The 18,631-nt window shown below is 34.2% G+C and carries 11 protein-coding genes and 3 pseudogenes; 10 read left to right on the top strand and 4 right to left on the bottom strand.

What is annotated here, in order from left to right:
• Positions 1 to 4: 4 nt before the first annotated feature.
• Genes NHG49_RS30145 through NHG49_RS30125 form a run of 5 tightly spaced genes read left to right on the top strand, consistent with a single transcriptional unit; the run spans position 5 to position 5,410 of the window.
• Positions 5 to 1,102, top strand: a complete 1,098-nt coding sequence (locus tag NHG49_RS30145) for a SagB/ThcOx family dehydrogenase (protein WP_258127110.1) — start codon at positions 5 to 7, stop codon at positions 1,100 to 1,102.
• Positions 1,083 to 1,838: a SagB/ThcOx family dehydrogenase gene (locus tag NHG49_RS30140; protein WP_258127109.1), complete on the top strand. Its 756-nt coding sequence runs from the start codon at positions 1,083 to 1,085 to the stop codon at positions 1,836 to 1,838. The genes NHG49_RS30145 and NHG49_RS30140 overlap by 20 nt, the downstream gene beginning before the upstream one ends.
• A gap of 6 nt (positions 1,839 to 1,844) precedes the next feature.
• On the top strand, positions 1,845 to 3,125 hold the full coding sequence (locus tag NHG49_RS30135; protein WP_258127108.1) for a YcaO-like family protein: 1,281 nt from the start codon (positions 1,845 to 1,847) through the stop codon (positions 3,123 to 3,125).
• A gap of 12 nt (positions 3,126 to 3,137) precedes the next feature.
• A complete protein-coding gene (locus tag NHG49_RS30130) occupies positions 3,138 to 4,109 on the top strand; it encodes a SagB/ThcOx family dehydrogenase (protein WP_258127107.1) in 972 nt (323 codons plus the stop codon).
• On the top strand, positions 4,109 to 5,410 hold the full coding sequence (locus NHG49_RS30125) for a hypothetical protein (RefSeq protein ID WP_258127106.1): 1,302 nt from the start codon (positions 4,109 to 4,111) through the stop codon (positions 5,408 to 5,410). The genes NHG49_RS30130 and NHG49_RS30125 overlap by 1 nt, the downstream gene beginning before the upstream one ends.
• 116 nt (positions 5,411 to 5,526) lie before the next feature.
• On the opposite strand, the pseudogene NHG49_RS30120 reads toward NHG49_RS30125, so the two are convergent.
• Positions 5,527 to 5,732 (bottom strand): annotated as a pseudogene (locus NHG49_RS30120) (hypothetical protein).
• Between the two features lie 875 nt (positions 5,733 to 6,607).
• Here NHG49_RS30120 and NHG49_RS30115 point away from each other — a divergent pair.
• Positions 6,608 to 8,317, top strand: coding sequence for a hypothetical protein (locus NHG49_RS30115; protein WP_258127105.1), 1,710 nt, complete (start codon positions 6,608 to 6,610; stop codon positions 8,315 to 8,317).
• A 1,206-nt stretch (positions 8,318 to 9,523) separates the two neighbouring features.
• On the opposite strand, the gene NHG49_RS30110 is transcribed toward NHG49_RS30115, so the two are convergent.
• A complete protein-coding gene (locus tag NHG49_RS30110) occupies positions 9,524 to 11,950 on the bottom strand; it encodes a hypothetical protein (RefSeq protein ID WP_258127104.1) in 2,427 nt (808 codons plus the stop codon).
• A gap of 332 nt (positions 11,951 to 12,282) precedes the next feature.
• On the opposite strand from NHG49_RS30110, the pseudogene NHG49_RS30105 reads away from it, so the two are divergent.
• Positions 12,283 to 12,396 (top strand): annotated as a pseudogene (locus tag NHG49_RS30105) (integrase); the annotation flags it as partial.
• A 323-nt stretch (positions 12,397 to 12,719) separates the two neighbouring features.
• On the opposite strand, the gene NHG49_RS30100 reads toward NHG49_RS30105, so the two are convergent.
• Positions 12,720 to 13,277 carry a histidine phosphatase family protein gene (locus NHG49_RS30100; protein WP_258127103.1) on the bottom strand — a complete coding sequence of 186 codons (558 nt, stop codon included), beginning with the start codon at positions 13,275 to 13,277 and terminating at the stop codon, positions 12,720 to 12,722.
• Between the two features lie 409 nt (positions 13,278 to 13,686).
• On the opposite strand from NHG49_RS30100, the gene NHG49_RS30095 reads away from it, so the two are divergent.
• On the top strand, positions 13,687 to 16,398 hold the full coding sequence (locus NHG49_RS30095; RefSeq protein WP_258127102.1) for a hypothetical protein: 2,712 nt from the start codon (positions 13,687 to 13,689) through the stop codon (positions 16,396 to 16,398).
• 114 nt (positions 16,399 to 16,512) lie between these two features.
• Here NHG49_RS30095 and NHG49_RS30090 read toward each other — a convergent pair.
• Positions 16,513 to 16,761 (bottom strand): annotated as a pseudogene (locus NHG49_RS30090) (hypothetical protein).
• 671 nt (positions 16,762 to 17,432) lie between these two features.
• Here NHG49_RS30090 and NHG49_RS30085 point away from each other — a divergent pair.
• Entirely contained in the window at positions 17,433 to 17,606 is a 174-nt protein-coding gene (locus NHG49_RS30085; RefSeq protein WP_258127101.1) for a hypothetical protein, read from the top strand.
• 240 nt (positions 17,607 to 17,846) lie between these two features.
• Positions 17,847 to 18,617 (top strand): hypothetical protein, encoded by a 771-nt coding sequence (locus NHG49_RS30080; RefSeq protein ID WP_258127100.1) that lies wholly within the window; start codon positions 17,847 to 17,849, stop codon positions 18,615 to 18,617.
• Positions 18,618 to 18,631 lie beyond the last annotated feature (14 nt).

Genomic DNA, 18,631 nt, shown 5'->3' with positions numbered 1-18,631 from the left:
TAATATGGAAGTAGAATTAACGGAGAAATCCTCATTTAAACTCAATCCGTTTTTCAGAGTATCTTTTGGTCCGCCAATAACCTGCGAATTATTCTTAGAAAACAAAAGTGTGATTTTACCGAATTCACAGTATTTACAATTATTAAACGATTTCAAAACCCCTAAGCCATTTTTTGCACTAATTGCCCTAACTACTTGTACCTTGAATTTAAACCGGACAGAAGCAAAAGAAGTTTTAACGGATTTGATTCAACAACAACTATTGGTACCTAGCGAGAAAGAATTTCCAAAGATGTCTAGCGTTAAACATTGGGTAAATCGAGGGTGGTTAGAGGCTCTCATGCTACACCTTAAAAGTAAAGATATTTCCTTTGATGATGATTTAGTGGCAGATCCTGATAATTATAATGCTAAAGTACTAGCCAATTTAATTGACAAAGAAGGAACCCCTAATTTTTGGAAGGAATACCCTGATAAAACGAATTTTGCCTTACCAAAGCCTAAGAATCCACCATCGGATAAAACTTTACAAGATGTATTATTACAACGCCGATCCAATCGCCCATGGTGTATTGGACATTTAACTATAGAGCAATTAAGTATTATTCTTTATTATGCAAATCTAGAGACATACTTTCTTCGTACTGAAGCAGAGAAAAATTATAATACTAATCCAGAATTACTTTTAAACTCTGCATTCTCAGCCCTCGAAACCTATTTTTTTGTATTTAAAGTAGATGGACTGACACCGGGACTTTATCATTATGACCCCCGTAAACATCAGGTGACATTAATAAAAGAGGGTCATTTCGAAAACGAAGTAGTACGTATGTGTATAGGACAAGATCGTCCAAAAGGTGCAGCTTGTACCTTTGTAATATCTTCTGTTTGGAAAAGATATATGTATCGTTATCGTCATGCACGAGCATATAGAACATTATTAGTGAACGTGGCTGAACTAGCACAAAAATATATTCTACTAGCTACAGCTTTGAATTTTAGTAACTTTCTAACCCCGGCGTTACAAGATGAATATGCAGATGAGCTACTGGGGGTAAATGGTTATGAGGAGGCACCATTATATGTCGTCGCCATTGGATAAAAACGAACCCATTCCACATGATTATGGTTGGGCAGCTGCTACTTTTCATCGTATCAGTAGCTTTGGCTATTTTAAAGAGCCTCTTCCGCCTTTCTCACTTGCTCCAGAAGAAACTTATACTAATACTGAATTGAATGTGGATAAAATTCGAAGTGAATTCCCCTCAAATTCTATTTGTCACACGCTAGGAGGACTTCTAATTGACCGATTATCTTGCCGGGAATTCGGCACTGATCCATTATTCAAAAAAGAATTAATATTCCTTATGTGGTCTGCATACGGAAAAGTTAATACTTTATATCGTCATACCGTTCCTTCAGCTGGTGCCATTTATCCGTTACGGTTAATACTACTCTCATTATCAGTCAAAGGTTTAGAACCGGGCTTTTACACATATGAAACGCATACTGGAAAACTAAAAACAAGCAATATACCATTACCATCACCGGTTAGTTCATGGTTTAGAACTAAACATGTAAATTATGAAAAAACAGCAGCAATAATATTTATGATTGGAAACCTTTCTCGAATATGTCCTAAATACGGAGAAAGAGGCTATAGATATCTTTTATTAGAGGCGGGCCATTCTGCCCAAAACTTGTGTTTAGCATCAACAGCTTTGGGCATACCACATTTACCTGTTGGAGGTTTTGATGATCAAGTGGTAAACAATGCTCTATGCTCTTCCAATGATAGAGAAGTTGTAGTATATAGTTTTGTACTGGGAAAGAAGTGATGTCAGATGATACCAAGATCATTTAAAAAAAATTCTCATCAAAAATTTTGTCCAATATGCATTAAACTTTGGTTGCCGAGAAACTGGTCAAACTATACTTTTGACCATGACACTTTTAAAGAAGTTGATTTTTCTTATTATCCGCATCCAGAATGTAAGGTACATATACCAACACTAACACAGGTTAAAACTGAAGTACGCCCAAGCCCTTTTGGTCCTATAAAAATGATTAGGTATAAAAAAGTACCTCCAGGTGCTCCTTATATTGTACTTGCCCTTGTTGATCCTCCACTACATATGTCCCAAAATTCAATATTAGTAGGAAGAGGCGTTGATTATGATCTCGATTTAGCTGAAAAAAAAGCAATTATGGAAGGATTGGAACGTTACTGCGCATGTTCACCTCCTCGGGCAAGGTTACATTGGGGTACACCTACTGATTTTCAAGATTCAACAGCAGTTATTGTAAATGACCCTTCACCACGTTGGTGGTGTGAAGCAAACAATCTAACAACTCCAAATAAAGTAATGATACCCTTAGAATATGTTCAGTTAGAAAGCTTATGTACAGTAAAAAATCCGATTGTAAAGCGAGATTCTACCGGGATGGCAGTACATCCTGATTATGAAGCATGTCTTAAGGTAGGAATAACTGAAGTACTAGAACGTGTTGGATTAGTTCAGTTCTGGGGTAAGCCCTTATCTAATGTATGGTCACCCCATACATTCCCTACCCAAACAACTAAATTGGCTAAGGTTTGTGAAATGATAGGGTATGAAATCATAACCGCAATTACTAATCCTATTATAGGATTTACATCATGTATAGTCATTTTGCATCGCAACAAAGAAAGTGGGTTGGGCCCTGCTCTTGTATGTGGATCAGGTGGTGGTTGGAACACGTCAGAAGCAATAAATAGAGGCCTTACCGAGGCATATGCTCAATTGTTACATGCCTTAGAAATCTGGCCTTGTGAACCAGAGCCTAATCTGCCACGACTTTACGACCATTTTCTATATTATTTAGACATGGAACGAGCTAATATGCTATTAGACACATGGTGTGTACGAAATATACCTAAAGTTTCAATAGATAATATAGTGGAAATAGAATCAGAAGTTAATATTAAGAATTTACATATAGGTACTGATATTCTCACTATAGATCGTGGCAATGTTCTTACTGATTATTTAGGTTTATCCGCTATACAAGTAATGGTACCTGAGTTACCTCTGTTAGAGATGGATACTCCCGGTTCAGATGGACTACCTCACCCTTTCGCTTAAGGAGGAAAAATAATGTTATTTCGCACTAGCCGCTTCGCTACTCTAGTATATATTGATGGGATATGCTTTTTGAGTAATCCTTGTCTTGATAAGTTGCATGAAGTAGATTTTCCACATGCAGTACTCACTAAATTAGTTGATTTTTGCCAAGTAAATCGATCAAAAAATGAAATATATTGTATGCTGAAAAGATGTGGGATAGATTCGAATGAAGTCAAAACTTTATTTTATTCTCTTTATCAGGTAGGTTTAATTGTTCCAATTGAATCCGAAGAACCCTGGGCAAAAATAAAAGAGTTATATAGTAATACCACAATGGCAGAGGTGATTAGATATCTATCCTCACGCAAAAATATTTGCCATGGTGATTATTCTAAGCCGACAATTTTCAAAGAAGATGTTTCTCTGATGACTTCTTATATTGATGAATCATTACCACCACCAGTTTGCAAACATTATAAAGGAAAGCCGCAGATAACCTTGTCACATCCCGCTACAAAAAAAACAGTTGGTTATCAGGATACTCTAAGTCAACTCTTATTTTGGTCTTTTGGTAAACTTAGAACTGCTAAATTCTTAGATATTATTCCAGCTTTACTTAAAACCGTTCCATCAAAAGGAGCCAGACACCCCTTTGAATTCTATTTGATAGTAGGAGAACATTCTGAAATTGCACCCGGTCTATATCACTATGATGTATCTGATCATGCTTTGTCTCTTATAGATGTACACCAGGACTTGAATTCAAATAAATCAATCGTATTAATTGTAACAGTTATATTTGAACGTTTCCAATGGAGATATCGGCATAGTTGGGCTTATAAAGATATATTTTATGATTTAGGACATCTGCAAGGTACGTTTAAAGAAGTTTGTAAAAACTTAAATTTATCAGTGAAAAATATACCTATTCCTACCTTAAAATACAGATGGAGATACTTGGAAGAGGAATGCGTTGTTGCATACAAAGTGGAGGGATTTTAATGAAGAAGCAAGCTAATTCATTTGACATATTAGTAAATGAACGAAATATTTTAAAAGACATTAAAGCTTGGAGAAATTTAGCAGAGTTAGTTAATTTACAATCTGAAAGCACTTTAATAACTAATGCACTTTCTAATATTATTAAAGACTTAACAGAACATGCAATTCCTATTTCTTTATTTAAAGCTATTCAAAAAGGATTATTACTAAATGAATGGGATGATGCAGTAGAGTCTTTTAACCTACAGAAAAAAAGGCCCATTAACTTTTATTTAGGACCTATGCGCATGATGGAATCTCAGCCCTCATCCCTAGGATTTATTTTAACAATGGCTAAACAAGAAGCTAATGATATAGTAAATAGTGTAGAATTTTACGCTTCAGAAATTGGAACTCGAATCTTTGGTTTCCCTTGTCATTTTCATGGACGTAATGTAGAATTTTACGATATTATTTTAGCTGCAGGACCATTTGCAAATACTGAAGGTAAATATATTGCTTTATTTACACCATTTTATCTTGATGGGTGGAAAGATACCTATCGGCAAATCTCTGGTCGCCGCTCTATTCTTTTTCATAATTTAATAAAAATAAGATTCAATACACTTACTAAACCAATTGCAGCTGACCATCTTCAAATTGATAATAAATCTCCTAACTTTCTGTCAGCTACAGAGGAAGAAATCGATAAGGCTATTGTTCTATGGCTAACACTACATGAACTTATCCATGGTAGTGGTCCACTTCCACTCTTTCAAGGAGCTATTTCAAAGCTATCATTGGGTTTATGTTATGCAGGTATTGAAGAGATGAGAGTAGATATGACAGTTTGGTTGCTACTGGGCCAATGTCATGATTTATTTGGTCATATTGCTGAGATTGCCCGTCATATCATTCTAGCAGAACGATTGTTACGCTCTGCACGTAGTGGGCTATGGTCTAATCCAAAATCCGGATGGATTCAAAAAAGTTCTGATGGAGAACACGGAGCTTTATGGCTTACTCTTTTATTAAAGGGAGGTGCTATTCAAAAGAAGGATGAACAACATCTTGTTATTAATGTAGAACAGGTAGATACCCTTTTACGAGAAATTCTACAGCAGCTATATATAGTTGAAACACAAGTAGCAAATAATTCAAGTTTAGGACAAAATCAATTAATTAAATTTGCTAATAGTCTTCGTGAGAGATTGTTCAGCTCATCAAACGGTAACTTTGAATACCCGCTAAAAGCCTTAACAATTTTAAATGAGTTTAAAAAATATCCAACACATATTGACCTACGTTTTTTGATAAAATAATTTATTAAACCTACAAACTCAAAATGTAGAACTTTTGAAATTGTTTAAATCACGAATGAAAAATGGTGTTATCTAGCAGATGATATTTGTCATCTCAAGAAATCCAGTAACTTCATCTAAAAAATGCTCCTAGATTTATCTAGGAGCATTTTTTGTGAAACATTATTTTTTATTTGTTTATAAATCACTTTATTATAGCAACCATGTTTTGCTACTTGCCTACTTTAAATTCCAGTATCTCTGTAATATCTACAACAACTATATTCTGTAGAACACTCACTACATTTCCTGTTAATTGTACTTTACAGGAATCATAATTTATTTACATATAATGTTTTAAATATGTACTTTTGTTTTGTATTTTGAGGATATCAGGGGATTTGACTTGGAGTCAATGATTTCAGTGGAATGAAAGTTATACCAGATGTATAGACAAAGGTGATTAATATGGAAATTAAATATTCTTTAAATTAAACTAGCAACACCTTTCCCAAGTCACGTAACCTTCCTGTGAAACATGCAACATCTTTCCCACCTTGCGTACTCTTCCTGTAAAACATGCAACATCTTTCCCATCTTGCGTACTTTTAGTACAAAACAAGCAACACCTTTCCCAACTCACGTACTCTTTCACTAAAATAAGCAACATTCTTCCCGTGTTGCGTACTTATTTCTCGCAACAAGCAACACCTAATATTTAAATTATTTAATTTCATGTTAAAAAGAAGCAACATTTTTCCCAAGTCGCGTACCTATCTTGCTAACGAAATCAGTTACAAACGCTGTTATATCAAGTAATTTAGGATATTTAATAAAAATCAAACTATATATTACATAAAAATTCTTTCCCAAGTCGCGTACCCATTTTTCCGAAAAAGAAGCAACATCTTTCCCAAGTTGAGTACCTAAAGTTTATTTAAATGCCTATAAAGTATTGATATTAAAGGATTTTCTTTTTCCTCGAAAAGTAGCATCATACAAAAAAAGAGCAACAACCCTTCCCAAGTCGCGTACCAAAAAAAAATTCAAACTTTTTTTTAATCCCTTGAGGCTCTAAGGCTCATAAGGTGTTGCTTTTTTTAAAATTCTCTCTTAAAGGGCACATTTTTACAAAATTCGTTTTGCTATAATCAAAATTGGAATATTTTATAGTCTTTTGGCATATATTTCGAATTTTGCAGAACGGAGGTGAAAAAGATGGGGAAATCATTTATTATTCAAAATCAACGTAGCTTAAATGGAGAAAAGACAAACGCAGTTTTAGTCACACTAAAATCTTGGCAAAAGTTTGTGGAAACATTTGAGGAGAAATACTACAGCTATAAAGATACATATTTAGAAGATATTCTGCAGCACATGACATACGAAGAGCGTATTGCTGATGTTGACGGTTTTGTTGAACAAGCCAAACCATCTTTTTCACGTCGCGCAATGTCTGCAATTGCAGAAAAAACAGGAAGAAAACATAAATTATACGGTATTACGAATGCTGATCTTGAAGTATTCTTGTACCTACATAAAAAATGCTATACAAATGGTGTCATTCCAAATGTAACAATACATATGATGTGGGAAGATTACAAGCAATATAAAGAAGAATTTGCTTATATCCAGCACTCACAATTCTATATCGCTCTAAAGAAATTAAGCATACATAACATAATCGCTATCGAAAATGGCGTAGATGGCCGCTATACAATCAAACTTACTCATTTTATGAATGAAGAAACAGAAAAGGCTAATCCATACGTATATATTAGTCCTGTTGTATTTACAAAGGCTTTCTTTAAGCTATCTGTAGCGGCTAAGAAACTATTCTTAGACATTGCGATGCAACAACATACGGAAACAACGTTAAAGCGTTCTTTGGACAAGCAGGATGAAAGAGGCAACAAAACTCACTTTGGTGGGATGTATCGTTTCTTACATAAAAAATATCCGCACCAGATCCGTGCGGTTATCGAAGAATTAACAACTGCATTACCATGTACGGGTAATCCCCTATTCAAAATTTGCAAAATGCAAAAAGGTGTAAAGCATACCAAACGATATACAACATTATATCTATCTATCCATTCGGACTTCTTATGTACGAAAGAATCTGGAGAAGAGCACCACAGAGATCCATTTGCACCAAAAGCTATCTACGCTCGTAAAGCGAAATTCATTGAATCAGTCCTACAAGAAATGAATATTGGTGAACTGTCTGCAGACATGAATAAATTCATTCATGTTTTAAAACACACTTGTCATCGTCAAATTCGTAGTGTAATTCGTGGACTTCGTGACATGGTTGATCGAAAAGAAGGATATCCAGCGAAAATTGTATATACATTGAAAAAATTATTGCATCAAACATCTCAATATCAAATTCTTGATACTGCAGCAAAAGAAGGTATCTACCCTCTTATTACGCAACATATACCAAAAGAGAGAAATAGTGACCGTGAACAAGCTGTCTTTCATTTCGGTCTACATTATTCAATGTACTCTCTTCGCAACATTAAGAAGATGTTTAAAAATGTGCATGCACTATTGAAGCAGAAGTTTGCGGTACCAGTGACAGAAGAATCTTATCACCGTAATTATCTAAAATACCAGGAAGAAACGTTATTTAGAAAATATGCATATGATCAGGGAGTGAATCTCCATGCATATATCGCTTTAGAAATTGAAGTGCGTGAAAAATTAAAAGTTCGTGGCCATAAAGAACGCACGATTCCAAGTGATGTACGTGAATGGTTTATCGAGGCAATTGATAAGCTGCCACAAGAAAAACTTCGTATTATTGAGCTACCAAAACAGTTTAATTTACTAGAGTTTATGCGTACATTCGAACGTTTAGTACGTGCTGGTGTAACAATAACAGCTCCAGATCAGGTGCTAACCGCAATTGACATAAAATAATAGCAACGAGCTCTCTATTTTTGAAAAAAACAAAAGTGGAGGGCTATTCGTGTTTCTTTGATTAGTAATACCTTCCTACTACTCTATTTATAAATACCAAATCGAAAGAACTTCATGTAAAATGGAGTCTTTTTTTATGCACTTCTATACAAATTCGATTCTATTAATACATAACTTTCCACATAATACTAGGGGGTATTCTTCTAATGTATTAAAACTTATCACATAATACCTACAAAAAATCAAAAGGAAAATTATAAAAATAGTGGATATGAGGACAAATATGGTTCAATGTGAATATATTCTTTCTAAAATCATTGTAATTACTAATGTTGTTGTATTTATCTAATAAAAATCATCAATAATAATGTGAGTTATGTGTAAATACTGAGTAATGTTAACAAATAGCTGCATTATCTGAACAAATTGTGGATAATTGGACGCTAAATACTGATCCATTTACCCAAATAAAGAAAATAAGCTCTATTTCCATAGTTGAATAAATATAATAAGATTAGTATCAATTTCTTTCCGATTTCATGTAGAAACATATGATTTTCTTTCTGCTTTTTTGTAGAATTGAAAGTCTATTAATCATTGAATCTACGGATACATTTTCTACTATTTATGATTTTTTACGTTCTAACATGAATTTTTCCCTTGTGGGAGTAGGTCTTCTTCCTATTTTTGATAACCTATAAAAGTTTTATCTTTATTTCTTTTTAATATATAAGATATATATTTATATTAGATTTTTAATACAGCTAGTATACTTGTTAATAAGATGCCTAACCTAATTGTGAATATTTGTAAATCCCGTTATGATAATGATAATTAAACATATCATTACCCACATACAAAAGGACAAACCTACGTATCCCTACCAGGGCGAGGTTTGTCCTTTTTGTATTTATAAATAAGTTGTTCAAAATTTGGAGGTTCAGACATGACCGAACTAAGGAAAGAATATCATTCAAAATTAGCAAATACCATGAGTGTAACTTTTTCAAAGGACTTTTTAAAATAGACCAAAAAGCATTTTCATTATCCATTAAGTAAATTTCATATCTCTAACAAGAGGTGCTCTATTATGAGAATTATAATCTTGCTAAAATGGAAAATTTAGTGTGGGAATAGCAATGTTTAATAAATTTATCAGAATATCCTTATCCACCTACAATAATACCGTTCCCCGTTTTTTGAAAGCTACCACCTGATTTTTGGAATATTGACAGTTGGAAGCTTAGGACCGGATATTTTAGGTACGTCGAGTGTGGGTAATTCAGGAATCCAACTTGTATTAAAAATGCCGGATTTTTTTATAAGTGTTCCAGCTTTGTCAAATACGGATTCCCCCCACTCTCCTGCTTCATTCCATACCTCTTTAATAGAGCTAGCATCATAATTAATTTTCATCCGTTCAATCATTTTGTATTGGTCATTAATCTTTTTCCAAGTACCCTTCCAGTACTTCTCTGATTCGCGATGCCAATGCTCAAGTGTTTGTTGGATGTCATCCGAACTTATGATCTGGCGCTCAATCATTTCATACTTGTCACCAATCTTTTTCCAAGTACCCTTCCAGTACTTCTCTGATTCGCGATGCCAATGCTCAAGTGTTTGTTGGATGTCATTCGAACTTATGATTTGGCGCTCAATCATTTCATACTTGTCACCAATCTTTTTCCAAGTACCTTTCCAGTACTTCTCTGATTCACGATGCCAGTGCTCAAGTGTTTGCTGGATGTCATCCGAACTTGTGATCTGGCGCTCAATCATTTCATACTTATCACCAATCTTTTTCCAAGTACCCTTCCAGTACTTCTCCGTCGCCCGATTCCAATATTCCTCAATAATTTGACCACTTTCTTCCATCCAGTGTGAGATTGACTCTCCAGCTTTATTAAATACCTTACGATCTACGATTTTTCCGTCTTTTAGCAGGTCAATGCTATACTCCATCGCTTTATTCCATGTCTCGCGAACCAATTCCCCAGCAGAATTTAATATCTCTCGTGAATAATAACCTAGTTTGTCAAACTCATTTTTGATATTCTCAATTATTTTATTAATAAGATTCTGAATGATACTCATGACCTTTTCATACCAATTTTGGACAATTTCGCCAATTCCAGGAGGTGTTCCTTTCTCTAAGAGTCCATCAATTACGAGATAGTCAATCCGTGGAGATTTACGGGGACTTTCTGATTTATCCGCCTCAGCAGCCCATTCGTTATATTTTGTTGACCCGTAAGCGAATTTATCCCAGTACCGATGATTTCTGGATTCAAAAAGTGTTAGCTGCTCTCCAACCGCCTCTGAGTCTTCCGCTAGCCATGCCCATAATCCATTCTGATTATCCTTTTCGATAATCTTTTCATTGAATTTTTTTATTGCATATCTTAAAAGTTCTCTAATTTCTACTCTTGTTTCGCACTCCACAGCAACAGACCAACAAGTGTAGCTGATATCACTCGTTTCTTCGTCTGATACAATTGCTAACGCCGCTAAGAAAGTGCCTGTTTCTATTAAAACGCCGTAATTCAGCCATGAAAGAACCTTCTGTAAAGCATCAGTAAGTACAGTCCGCCAAGTATCTTTATCCAGCACTTCTGGAAGCAAATTGATGACCCGATTTAATACAAGCGTGTGTAAATCAATAACTTGCTGAGGGTGCCCAGTATATGTCTCCAAACGGTAAATCTCACGGATGGCATCTGTTATCCCTTCCTTCACTGTCCCGACAATCTTATCTCGAATATCGGAGGAAATACTAATATCAAAGCTTCCTTTAATTTTCCCTAAATTCCAATCATCGGTACCCAAGGGTATTTCGTATGGGATTGATATATTTAGCATCTCGAGAAGTTCATAGACCGCTAGCCCAGCTAGTCCTCCTACATAGGGTGCTACAACGTCCTTCAAAGTTTCTTTCATCTCAATTGTTAAGTTTACCCAAGGATTCCACAATACTGAGGGAATACCAATTGAAGAAGCAACATTTTGAAAAGCGTAAATTTCATGTGGCATTAGCATAAACACACCAGGACCTAAAAATTTAGCAGGTTGCGTTTTTTGTTTATCGCTAAAAATGTACCTATAATTTTTCTCTTTCTGTTCAAATTCACCTGGAATATATTGCGAATGGAGCCTCCATTGAAAAAGAACTAAATATTCAGCCCATTTTGTGGCAAGTTGGCGGGCGAGCAATCTTACTTCCTCATTGCTATTAGGGCATTTATAGGAATAATAAATAGCAGCAATAATTGCCCCAAAGCTGTCTCTAGAGAGTGGTCGACATCTGAAGTCTTCACCATAGTATTCAAGCCAATCTGGATGGCGAATAGGGTGCTTGCGTCCTAAGTTGTCCTTATTACCCCATGCTTCATCAAGAAGGGTTCTAAGCAATTCCGCTAGTATCAGATTCCCATTTTCTTTCTCCCACTCATCTTGACTGTAATTTCCGGTGGCAATTGCAATAGCAGCAATTGCTGTGTGCAGAGTAGCTTCTCCCAGGGTTGTAGGATTTCCCTCTTCATAATCAACTACAAATCCATATTTGTCCCTGAAAATAATGCTCGTACTTTGTCGTTTATCCAGTTCATTTCTCGCTATTTTTTTATATTCTTCCAATATCTATACCCTCCAGAAAATAATTATAGCTCTACCTTTCCCAGAAATTTTAATTTTATCAATTGATTATACTTATAAACTTGTAATGTAATCGTTTGCATATATTTCTTGATAAAGAAATCCCAGGTCCCTCATATAATGAGAATGTTGAGAGTGATTGTGTTCTTTCTACACTTAAAATAAGTGTCTAATGTAGGTTATAAAAAGGTAGAATGAATCGATAAAGCATCGCATCTTTCTTACAAACATCGTGACTTTATATCAAATTCACAGTAGCAAGTTTTTAATCTACTTTCTGTTATAATAATATTCAAAGAAATTAGGTGATTATAATGCACGAGACAATAAGTTCAGAAGACACATTAGAAGCTTTTTCTGCTTATTTAACTGAAAAAGGGCGAAAACATTCTACGATCCAACGTTATACATACGATTATAGTTTGTTCATATATATACTTTGTGCTTAAAAGATGGAATATACATTTTTACAAAAAAATTATGAATGTTAAATCTGATAATATATTGGAAAACTCAAAAGATATAGTTGGAGAAATAACTATATCTTTTGGTAAAGTATATACAGTTGAAAAACATTAAAAAAATTCCTAAATCTGGTGATATTTTGAACATAAAGTCCTTAAAAATACGGATAACGAATATTGAAATCGTAACCACCCTACTACGAACTGTTCTATAATTGCTGAGAATTCCTCATCTATTCCGCGACTTGATATTATGGTTAAAAAAAGATCTGTTTTTATACGTATGTTCAATTCCAAATATCTTCTATATTAATATTATTATTTGTGAAAGTTACCAAATAAACATCTGGATTAGTTAATTTTTTCCATTGTTCAAACCCAAATTTATTACTGTCAAAATGCCGAAGTAAAAGTGTCATCGCAACACTATGTGTAACTAAAAGAAAAGTTCCACCACTTTGTAATAAATCGTCTTTCAAAGTCCCTAATCGATTCATAACATCTTGGTTTGACTCTCTTCCTATGAGTTTTAAGTTAAAGTCTTCAAATTGCTTTTTTATCTTTTCTACTAAATTTTCATCATCATTTATCTCATCTAAATCTATTTCTCTTAACGCATCTTTAATAGAATACTCCATGTTTAATTCTCTCGAAATAACTTCGGCTGTTTGTGTAGCACGTAAATACGGACTGGAAATTAACTGCTTAATGTTTGGGATGTTTCTTTGTGATAAAAAATCAGATAATCGTTCTGCTTGAATTTTCCCCTCAGGATGTAATGGTGAATTTATTTCATTTCCTTCCGCCTTACCATGACGAATAATATACAGTTGTGTATCTGGCATTATGTTCCTCCTATATGAATGCAGTATTTTATTAAATACCATTCCTCATAAGATAAAGAAAAATACCCTTTAATTCTGAAATTATCAGTGCTGTACGTACTTGAATTTGCATTTAACTCTTAAAAAATTTGATGGGAATTATATGAGTACTAATTTGTTCTTTTGAAAGATGATTTACTTACAAGACTTATACTTTAATTCAAGGAGCTATTTTATAAATGAAGTTACAGCAATTTAACTCAAGAATGCATTTTATATAATTAATAAACAAATAATAAAGAGCGTGTAGTTAGAAGACTACAACTAACCATACGAAGAAAAACGTCTTATTTATATGTACGGTTTGAGTGACGTAGAATAATGAATTAAAGAAACAGAGCAGTATCAAAATGATTAGGAGTGAATTTAAATGGAAATGCATCTTTCACCAAATATTTCTCCACTTGTTGATGAGGACGGAATTGTACGCAACCTTCAACATCATCAAGAACCATACATGGCAAATGCATTGCAGGAGATAATTAGTCCAGAGGAGTTAGTTGAACAGTACCTTGAATCGGTTAAAAACATTTATAAAATTGAACAAAACATGCTAAGTGATATGCAAACTAAGTTGAATAATGATGAACTTAAACAGGAAGGTAGTAAACTAAAATTTTTAGAAAAGAAGACTATCGGTGATACGACTGTAATCTCATATACACAGACTTATCTGGGTATCCCTGTCCGTGGTGCAGGAATCACAATTACAATTCAGAATCAACCTCTTCGAGTTATAAATTCAAAAAGTACATTACATTATGAGATGGCCGTCCAAGAGCCCTCTAAGAATGCGAAATATCTTCCAGGGCAGAGGGATATTACAACTCTATTACAAGGGGTTTTACAAAAAATAAATGGTGAGCTCGTTCAGATTAACAGTTCATGGTTACAAATTTACAAATATGACCCTTTGAAACGCTTCTCCTCAGAGGTTGAGGAAGAAGAACATTCAAATGGGCATAATGATACTGAACATATGGATGTACCTATGCTTTCCCTTGAAGAAGTACCAGAACAATTCTTAAATGGAAACCATTATGTAGTAAATGAAGTAGTTTTCACTGCAAATTTACCATTATGGAAACAAGTACACTTTCGCGTATTAATTGATGTAGAGACAGGTGTTATTTTACGCCAGCGTAACTCCCTTGCTTTTGTGCAGGGAAAAGTATTTACGACTGATCCAGTTACACGTTCAGGTAGTTTGGAAATAGCTCCTTGTTCCTCAAATGTGATACTTGAAGAGCTTACTGATAATGTACAACTTCAAGGGATTGTCTCACCTGATACTCCAAGTGCTCCAATTGAGCTTAAAGGAGAATTTGTGGAGGTAAAGGATTTCCAATTACCTTCAATCAGTGTTCCTACAAGTGTAGATGGTAACTTTTCATATCCAGTGAATTCGAATGATTTTACAGCTGTGAATGCTTATTATCATTGTGACGCCTTATTTCGTTATGTAAAGGACATGGGATTTGATATAGAACAATATTTTGACGGAACAGAATTTCCAGTTCCAGTAGATCATTTTGATTTTGAAAGTTTTAAACGACAAATAAACTCTCCCATAAGACCAACTGTCAATGCAGCGGCACCAGGTAACGCTCTCATGAACGGTTCAGGTGGATTTCGATTTGCTTTGGCTAGCCTTGATTGTTCTATGGGAATTGCTTGTGACCAGCGGGTAGTGTGGCATGAATTTGGACATACATTACTATGGGATCATGTTCATTCCCCTAATATGAAATTTGTACATAGTTTCGGTGATACAATGGGTGCAATTTTAAATGATCCTATTTCAAAAGTACCAGATCGTTTCTTGACGTTTCCATTTAATCAAGCAATTGTAAGACGACATGATCGTAACGTAGAAAGTTGGGCATGGGGAGGGAATAATGATGACCGTCAGTATGGAAGTGAACAAATTCTCTCTACCACGCTCTTCCGTATATATCGTTCGATAGGTGGAGATGCAAATGGACAAAAAGAGAAAGAGTTTGCCTCACGCTATATTATGTACTTACTACTTAAAGGAATTGTGATGTTGACAAGAATCTCTAATCCTCGTACACCAGAGGAATTCGCAAGAACACTTATTAGTGCTGATGTAGGAACCAATGAATTTGAAGGGAACAAGGGTGGAGCAGTCTCAAAAATTATTCGTTGGGGCTTTGAGAAGCAAGGTGCTTACCAACCTTTAGGAACAGAAAGACCGATTACAACAGTAGGAGAACCTCCTAAGGTAGATGTCTATATTAATGACGGACGTAATGGTGAATATCAATATCAGCAAAATTTTTGGTGCTCACCGGATATTTGGAACCGCACTGAAGCTGATAATGGTGTAAAACATGAAACGCCTATTGTTGGAGAAAAGAACTATATATATGTGCGTGTGAAAAACCGAGGCACAAATCCGGCAGAACAAGTAATGGTAAAAACATATCATAGTCGCCCTGCAGTAGGTTTAGTTTGGCCAGATGATTGGAAAGAAACAAACACGGAAAATCAAATGACTACGGATTCAATACCATCTGGTGGAGAATCAATTATTGGACCATTCGAATGGGTCCCACAGTTTACTGGTCATGAATTCATCTTAGCCAAAGTTTCTGCACCAGGTGATATAGATAATACAGAAATTGTACAAGGTTCAATCCCTTCTTCACGTTTAGTTCCATTTGATAACAACATTGCAATGCGTAGTATGATTCCACTACCAGGAGCTGGAGGCAGTGCGAACCTTACCATGGGATTTGGACAGCGTAAAGTTTTAATTAAAAATCCTTTCAATAAATTAGCAAAAATAGAGATTGAGGTAAAGATGCCTTCATTTTTACATCAACGCAATTGGAATGTAATTACTCAGAATCCGGAAAATTTGTCATTTATACTAGAGGCTGGGGCAGTAAAGGAAATCGTTTTTAGCCTAAAAGAAGGTGAAGAATTTACTATGGCAGATATTGATGAGGAGAATAGAATTCCAACTATTGGTTTGTTTGTGCAAGCAAATGAACAAGGGATTGGAGGAGTAACATATTTAATTGATAAAAATTTAACTTCACCAGCACCTGAGTGATGAAAAGAATTCATTAGTATCTCTATTCTTTCTAAATTTATAGCGACACCATTTTTAATATCAAGTTGTATGTATAGAGCGTTCAAATTTAAGAAGATTGGACGCTCTTTGAATTTAAATAGTTACAATTTCAAAATGCCATTTATTCGGTATTCCATACATGTTGATTTCATTTTGATATACAACAGCTAATTACTGTGACATCTCAATGATTTCTATGTAGGATAATGAAGCAACTGAGTAAGATAAACTCCCCATATTACTACCTAACTTAGTATCGGTAGCAGCTTCATAATAAATTTCAGTAATTAAGACTTTTTTATCATCTGGATCATACATATATCCCCGGTTAACTGTCATTATATTATAGTGCTCCTTTCATTTTTCATTTTCTAATTCCTTGTGCTTTTAGCATTGCAAAAATCCCCTTATATCTAGATTAATTTTCTATTTTTTAATTTTTATATTCTACTCTTTATCTAGTTTACTATGAGTTAGAAATTAATCTCTTTCTTTTTTGTCGAATTCAAAAACCTTTGACAATAATAATATGCCATAATTTATAAAAAACCATATGATTTCTCTTCTAAATTAAACAAAAAAGAACAATAGATGTGCAATTTTCATTTAGTATAAAATTAGCCTCGGAGGTCTATGCACAAGTGATTCCTAAATTAAAGACAACACAAACAGGGCTTCTTCAACTCAATTAAAAATGCGCATAGCAAAATAAGCTATATAAACACTAATCGGCTCAATGAAGCCCTTTCATAAATGAAATAAGATGCAACTCTTGCTTCTACAACTCAACGACAACACAATAAGGTGTGGGAATAAACGTAATCAAATAAACTAACAATATACCCATATATTAAACAATTCAGATTTTTATGCCGATCTTTTTGATATATACGAAAATAATAGTATTTTACTATTAAAATATAGACCTTCGATAAGTAGAATATGCAAATAGAGAGTCTAGCTTTAATTCCTAGTACTCTAGTAACTATTTTTTATACAAGGAGCTGTTAACTATGTTGAAACATATGAAGCGTGTAAAACAAGCTAAAAATGAGATATTACTTATGATGATTCTATTTTCCCTGTTTTTTGTAGCACTTTTTTATAATGAAGAAGCTGCTGTTCTTAGAGTGTCTGTTTGTCTATTTAATATTATTGCAAAGGATATATTCTCTCAGAAAGCATAAATATTTATAAAAAGGGCTAGTTTATTATGGATCTTTTTATATTGCCTATTAAATAAAACATAGCTTCCAAGTAAATCAAGAGATAATCAAGTAGCCTAGTGTTTTTTATATGTAACTAACACCCATGTTTTTCTTTTGGTGTTTTCTAGTACAAAAATAAAATGTATAGACTCAGAAAACATACAAATGCTTAACTTATCCTAGTTAGTATTCCTATTGAAGATAAGAGGTGGAATTATTATGTCGAATATTCAAAATGAAGACAGAGATTATCTTGATTTTGATATAAATGAGATAAAGTTATGTAGTGCATATGAGGCTTTAAGGCGGGAAACAAGGGACATAGAAGTTCCAGAAAATAAAACATTAATATTATCTCCAGCTAATCGAGAATTCGCAAGTGCATTTTCTCGAGTATCACTTGAATCTTTTAGAGATTTACAACTATTAGGATTCATACCACATAAACTGGAGGAAGAAAGAATCCGTAATGCAATAGCCAAAGATGATGATGAAATTTATAGAATAGCCATTACTACACCTAACTGGAATACTCGCAAGTGTAGCTGCGTAGGACATGTGACAGAAAATCCAAAGTCAGTTGAACAAGATTTCCACTCTACATACAACAATATACGTGAACGGTACCATCCTACTTTAGCTAACTTACTCTCTGAATTTTATCGTATTCGCATTTCTGCAGATAGTCCATTAGCTTCAAATATAAAGAAAGTCATAACTAAGTGGGATAGACTGCGTTCTGAAAATAACATAGCTATTTCAACAATTTTCAAGGATATTGTTATTAATCGTGGTGGTACATTAATAATACCACCAATTAACACATCACTATTAGCACATAATATTTGGTTTCATCAGACTGCGAATATGATCCATCAAGGTAGTTATCTTAAAATTTGGGCTAGTGCGATTCATACCTTTAGAAATTTAAGTGTTGAAGACTTGGAAGCTTGGAGACGTGAAAAGCCCTCTTGGCTTATAAAAAACTAAGGAAAGGGGATAGA

The organism is Bacillus sp. IBL03825, assembly GCF_024712505.1.
In the GTDB taxonomy this organism is placed as follows: domain Bacteria; phylum Bacillota; class Bacilli; order Bacillales; family Bacillaceae_G; genus Bacillus_A; species Bacillus_A wiedmannii.
The sequence above is the reverse complement of the archived record's forward strand: the minus strand, read 5'-3'. Positions and strand labels throughout refer to the sequence as shown.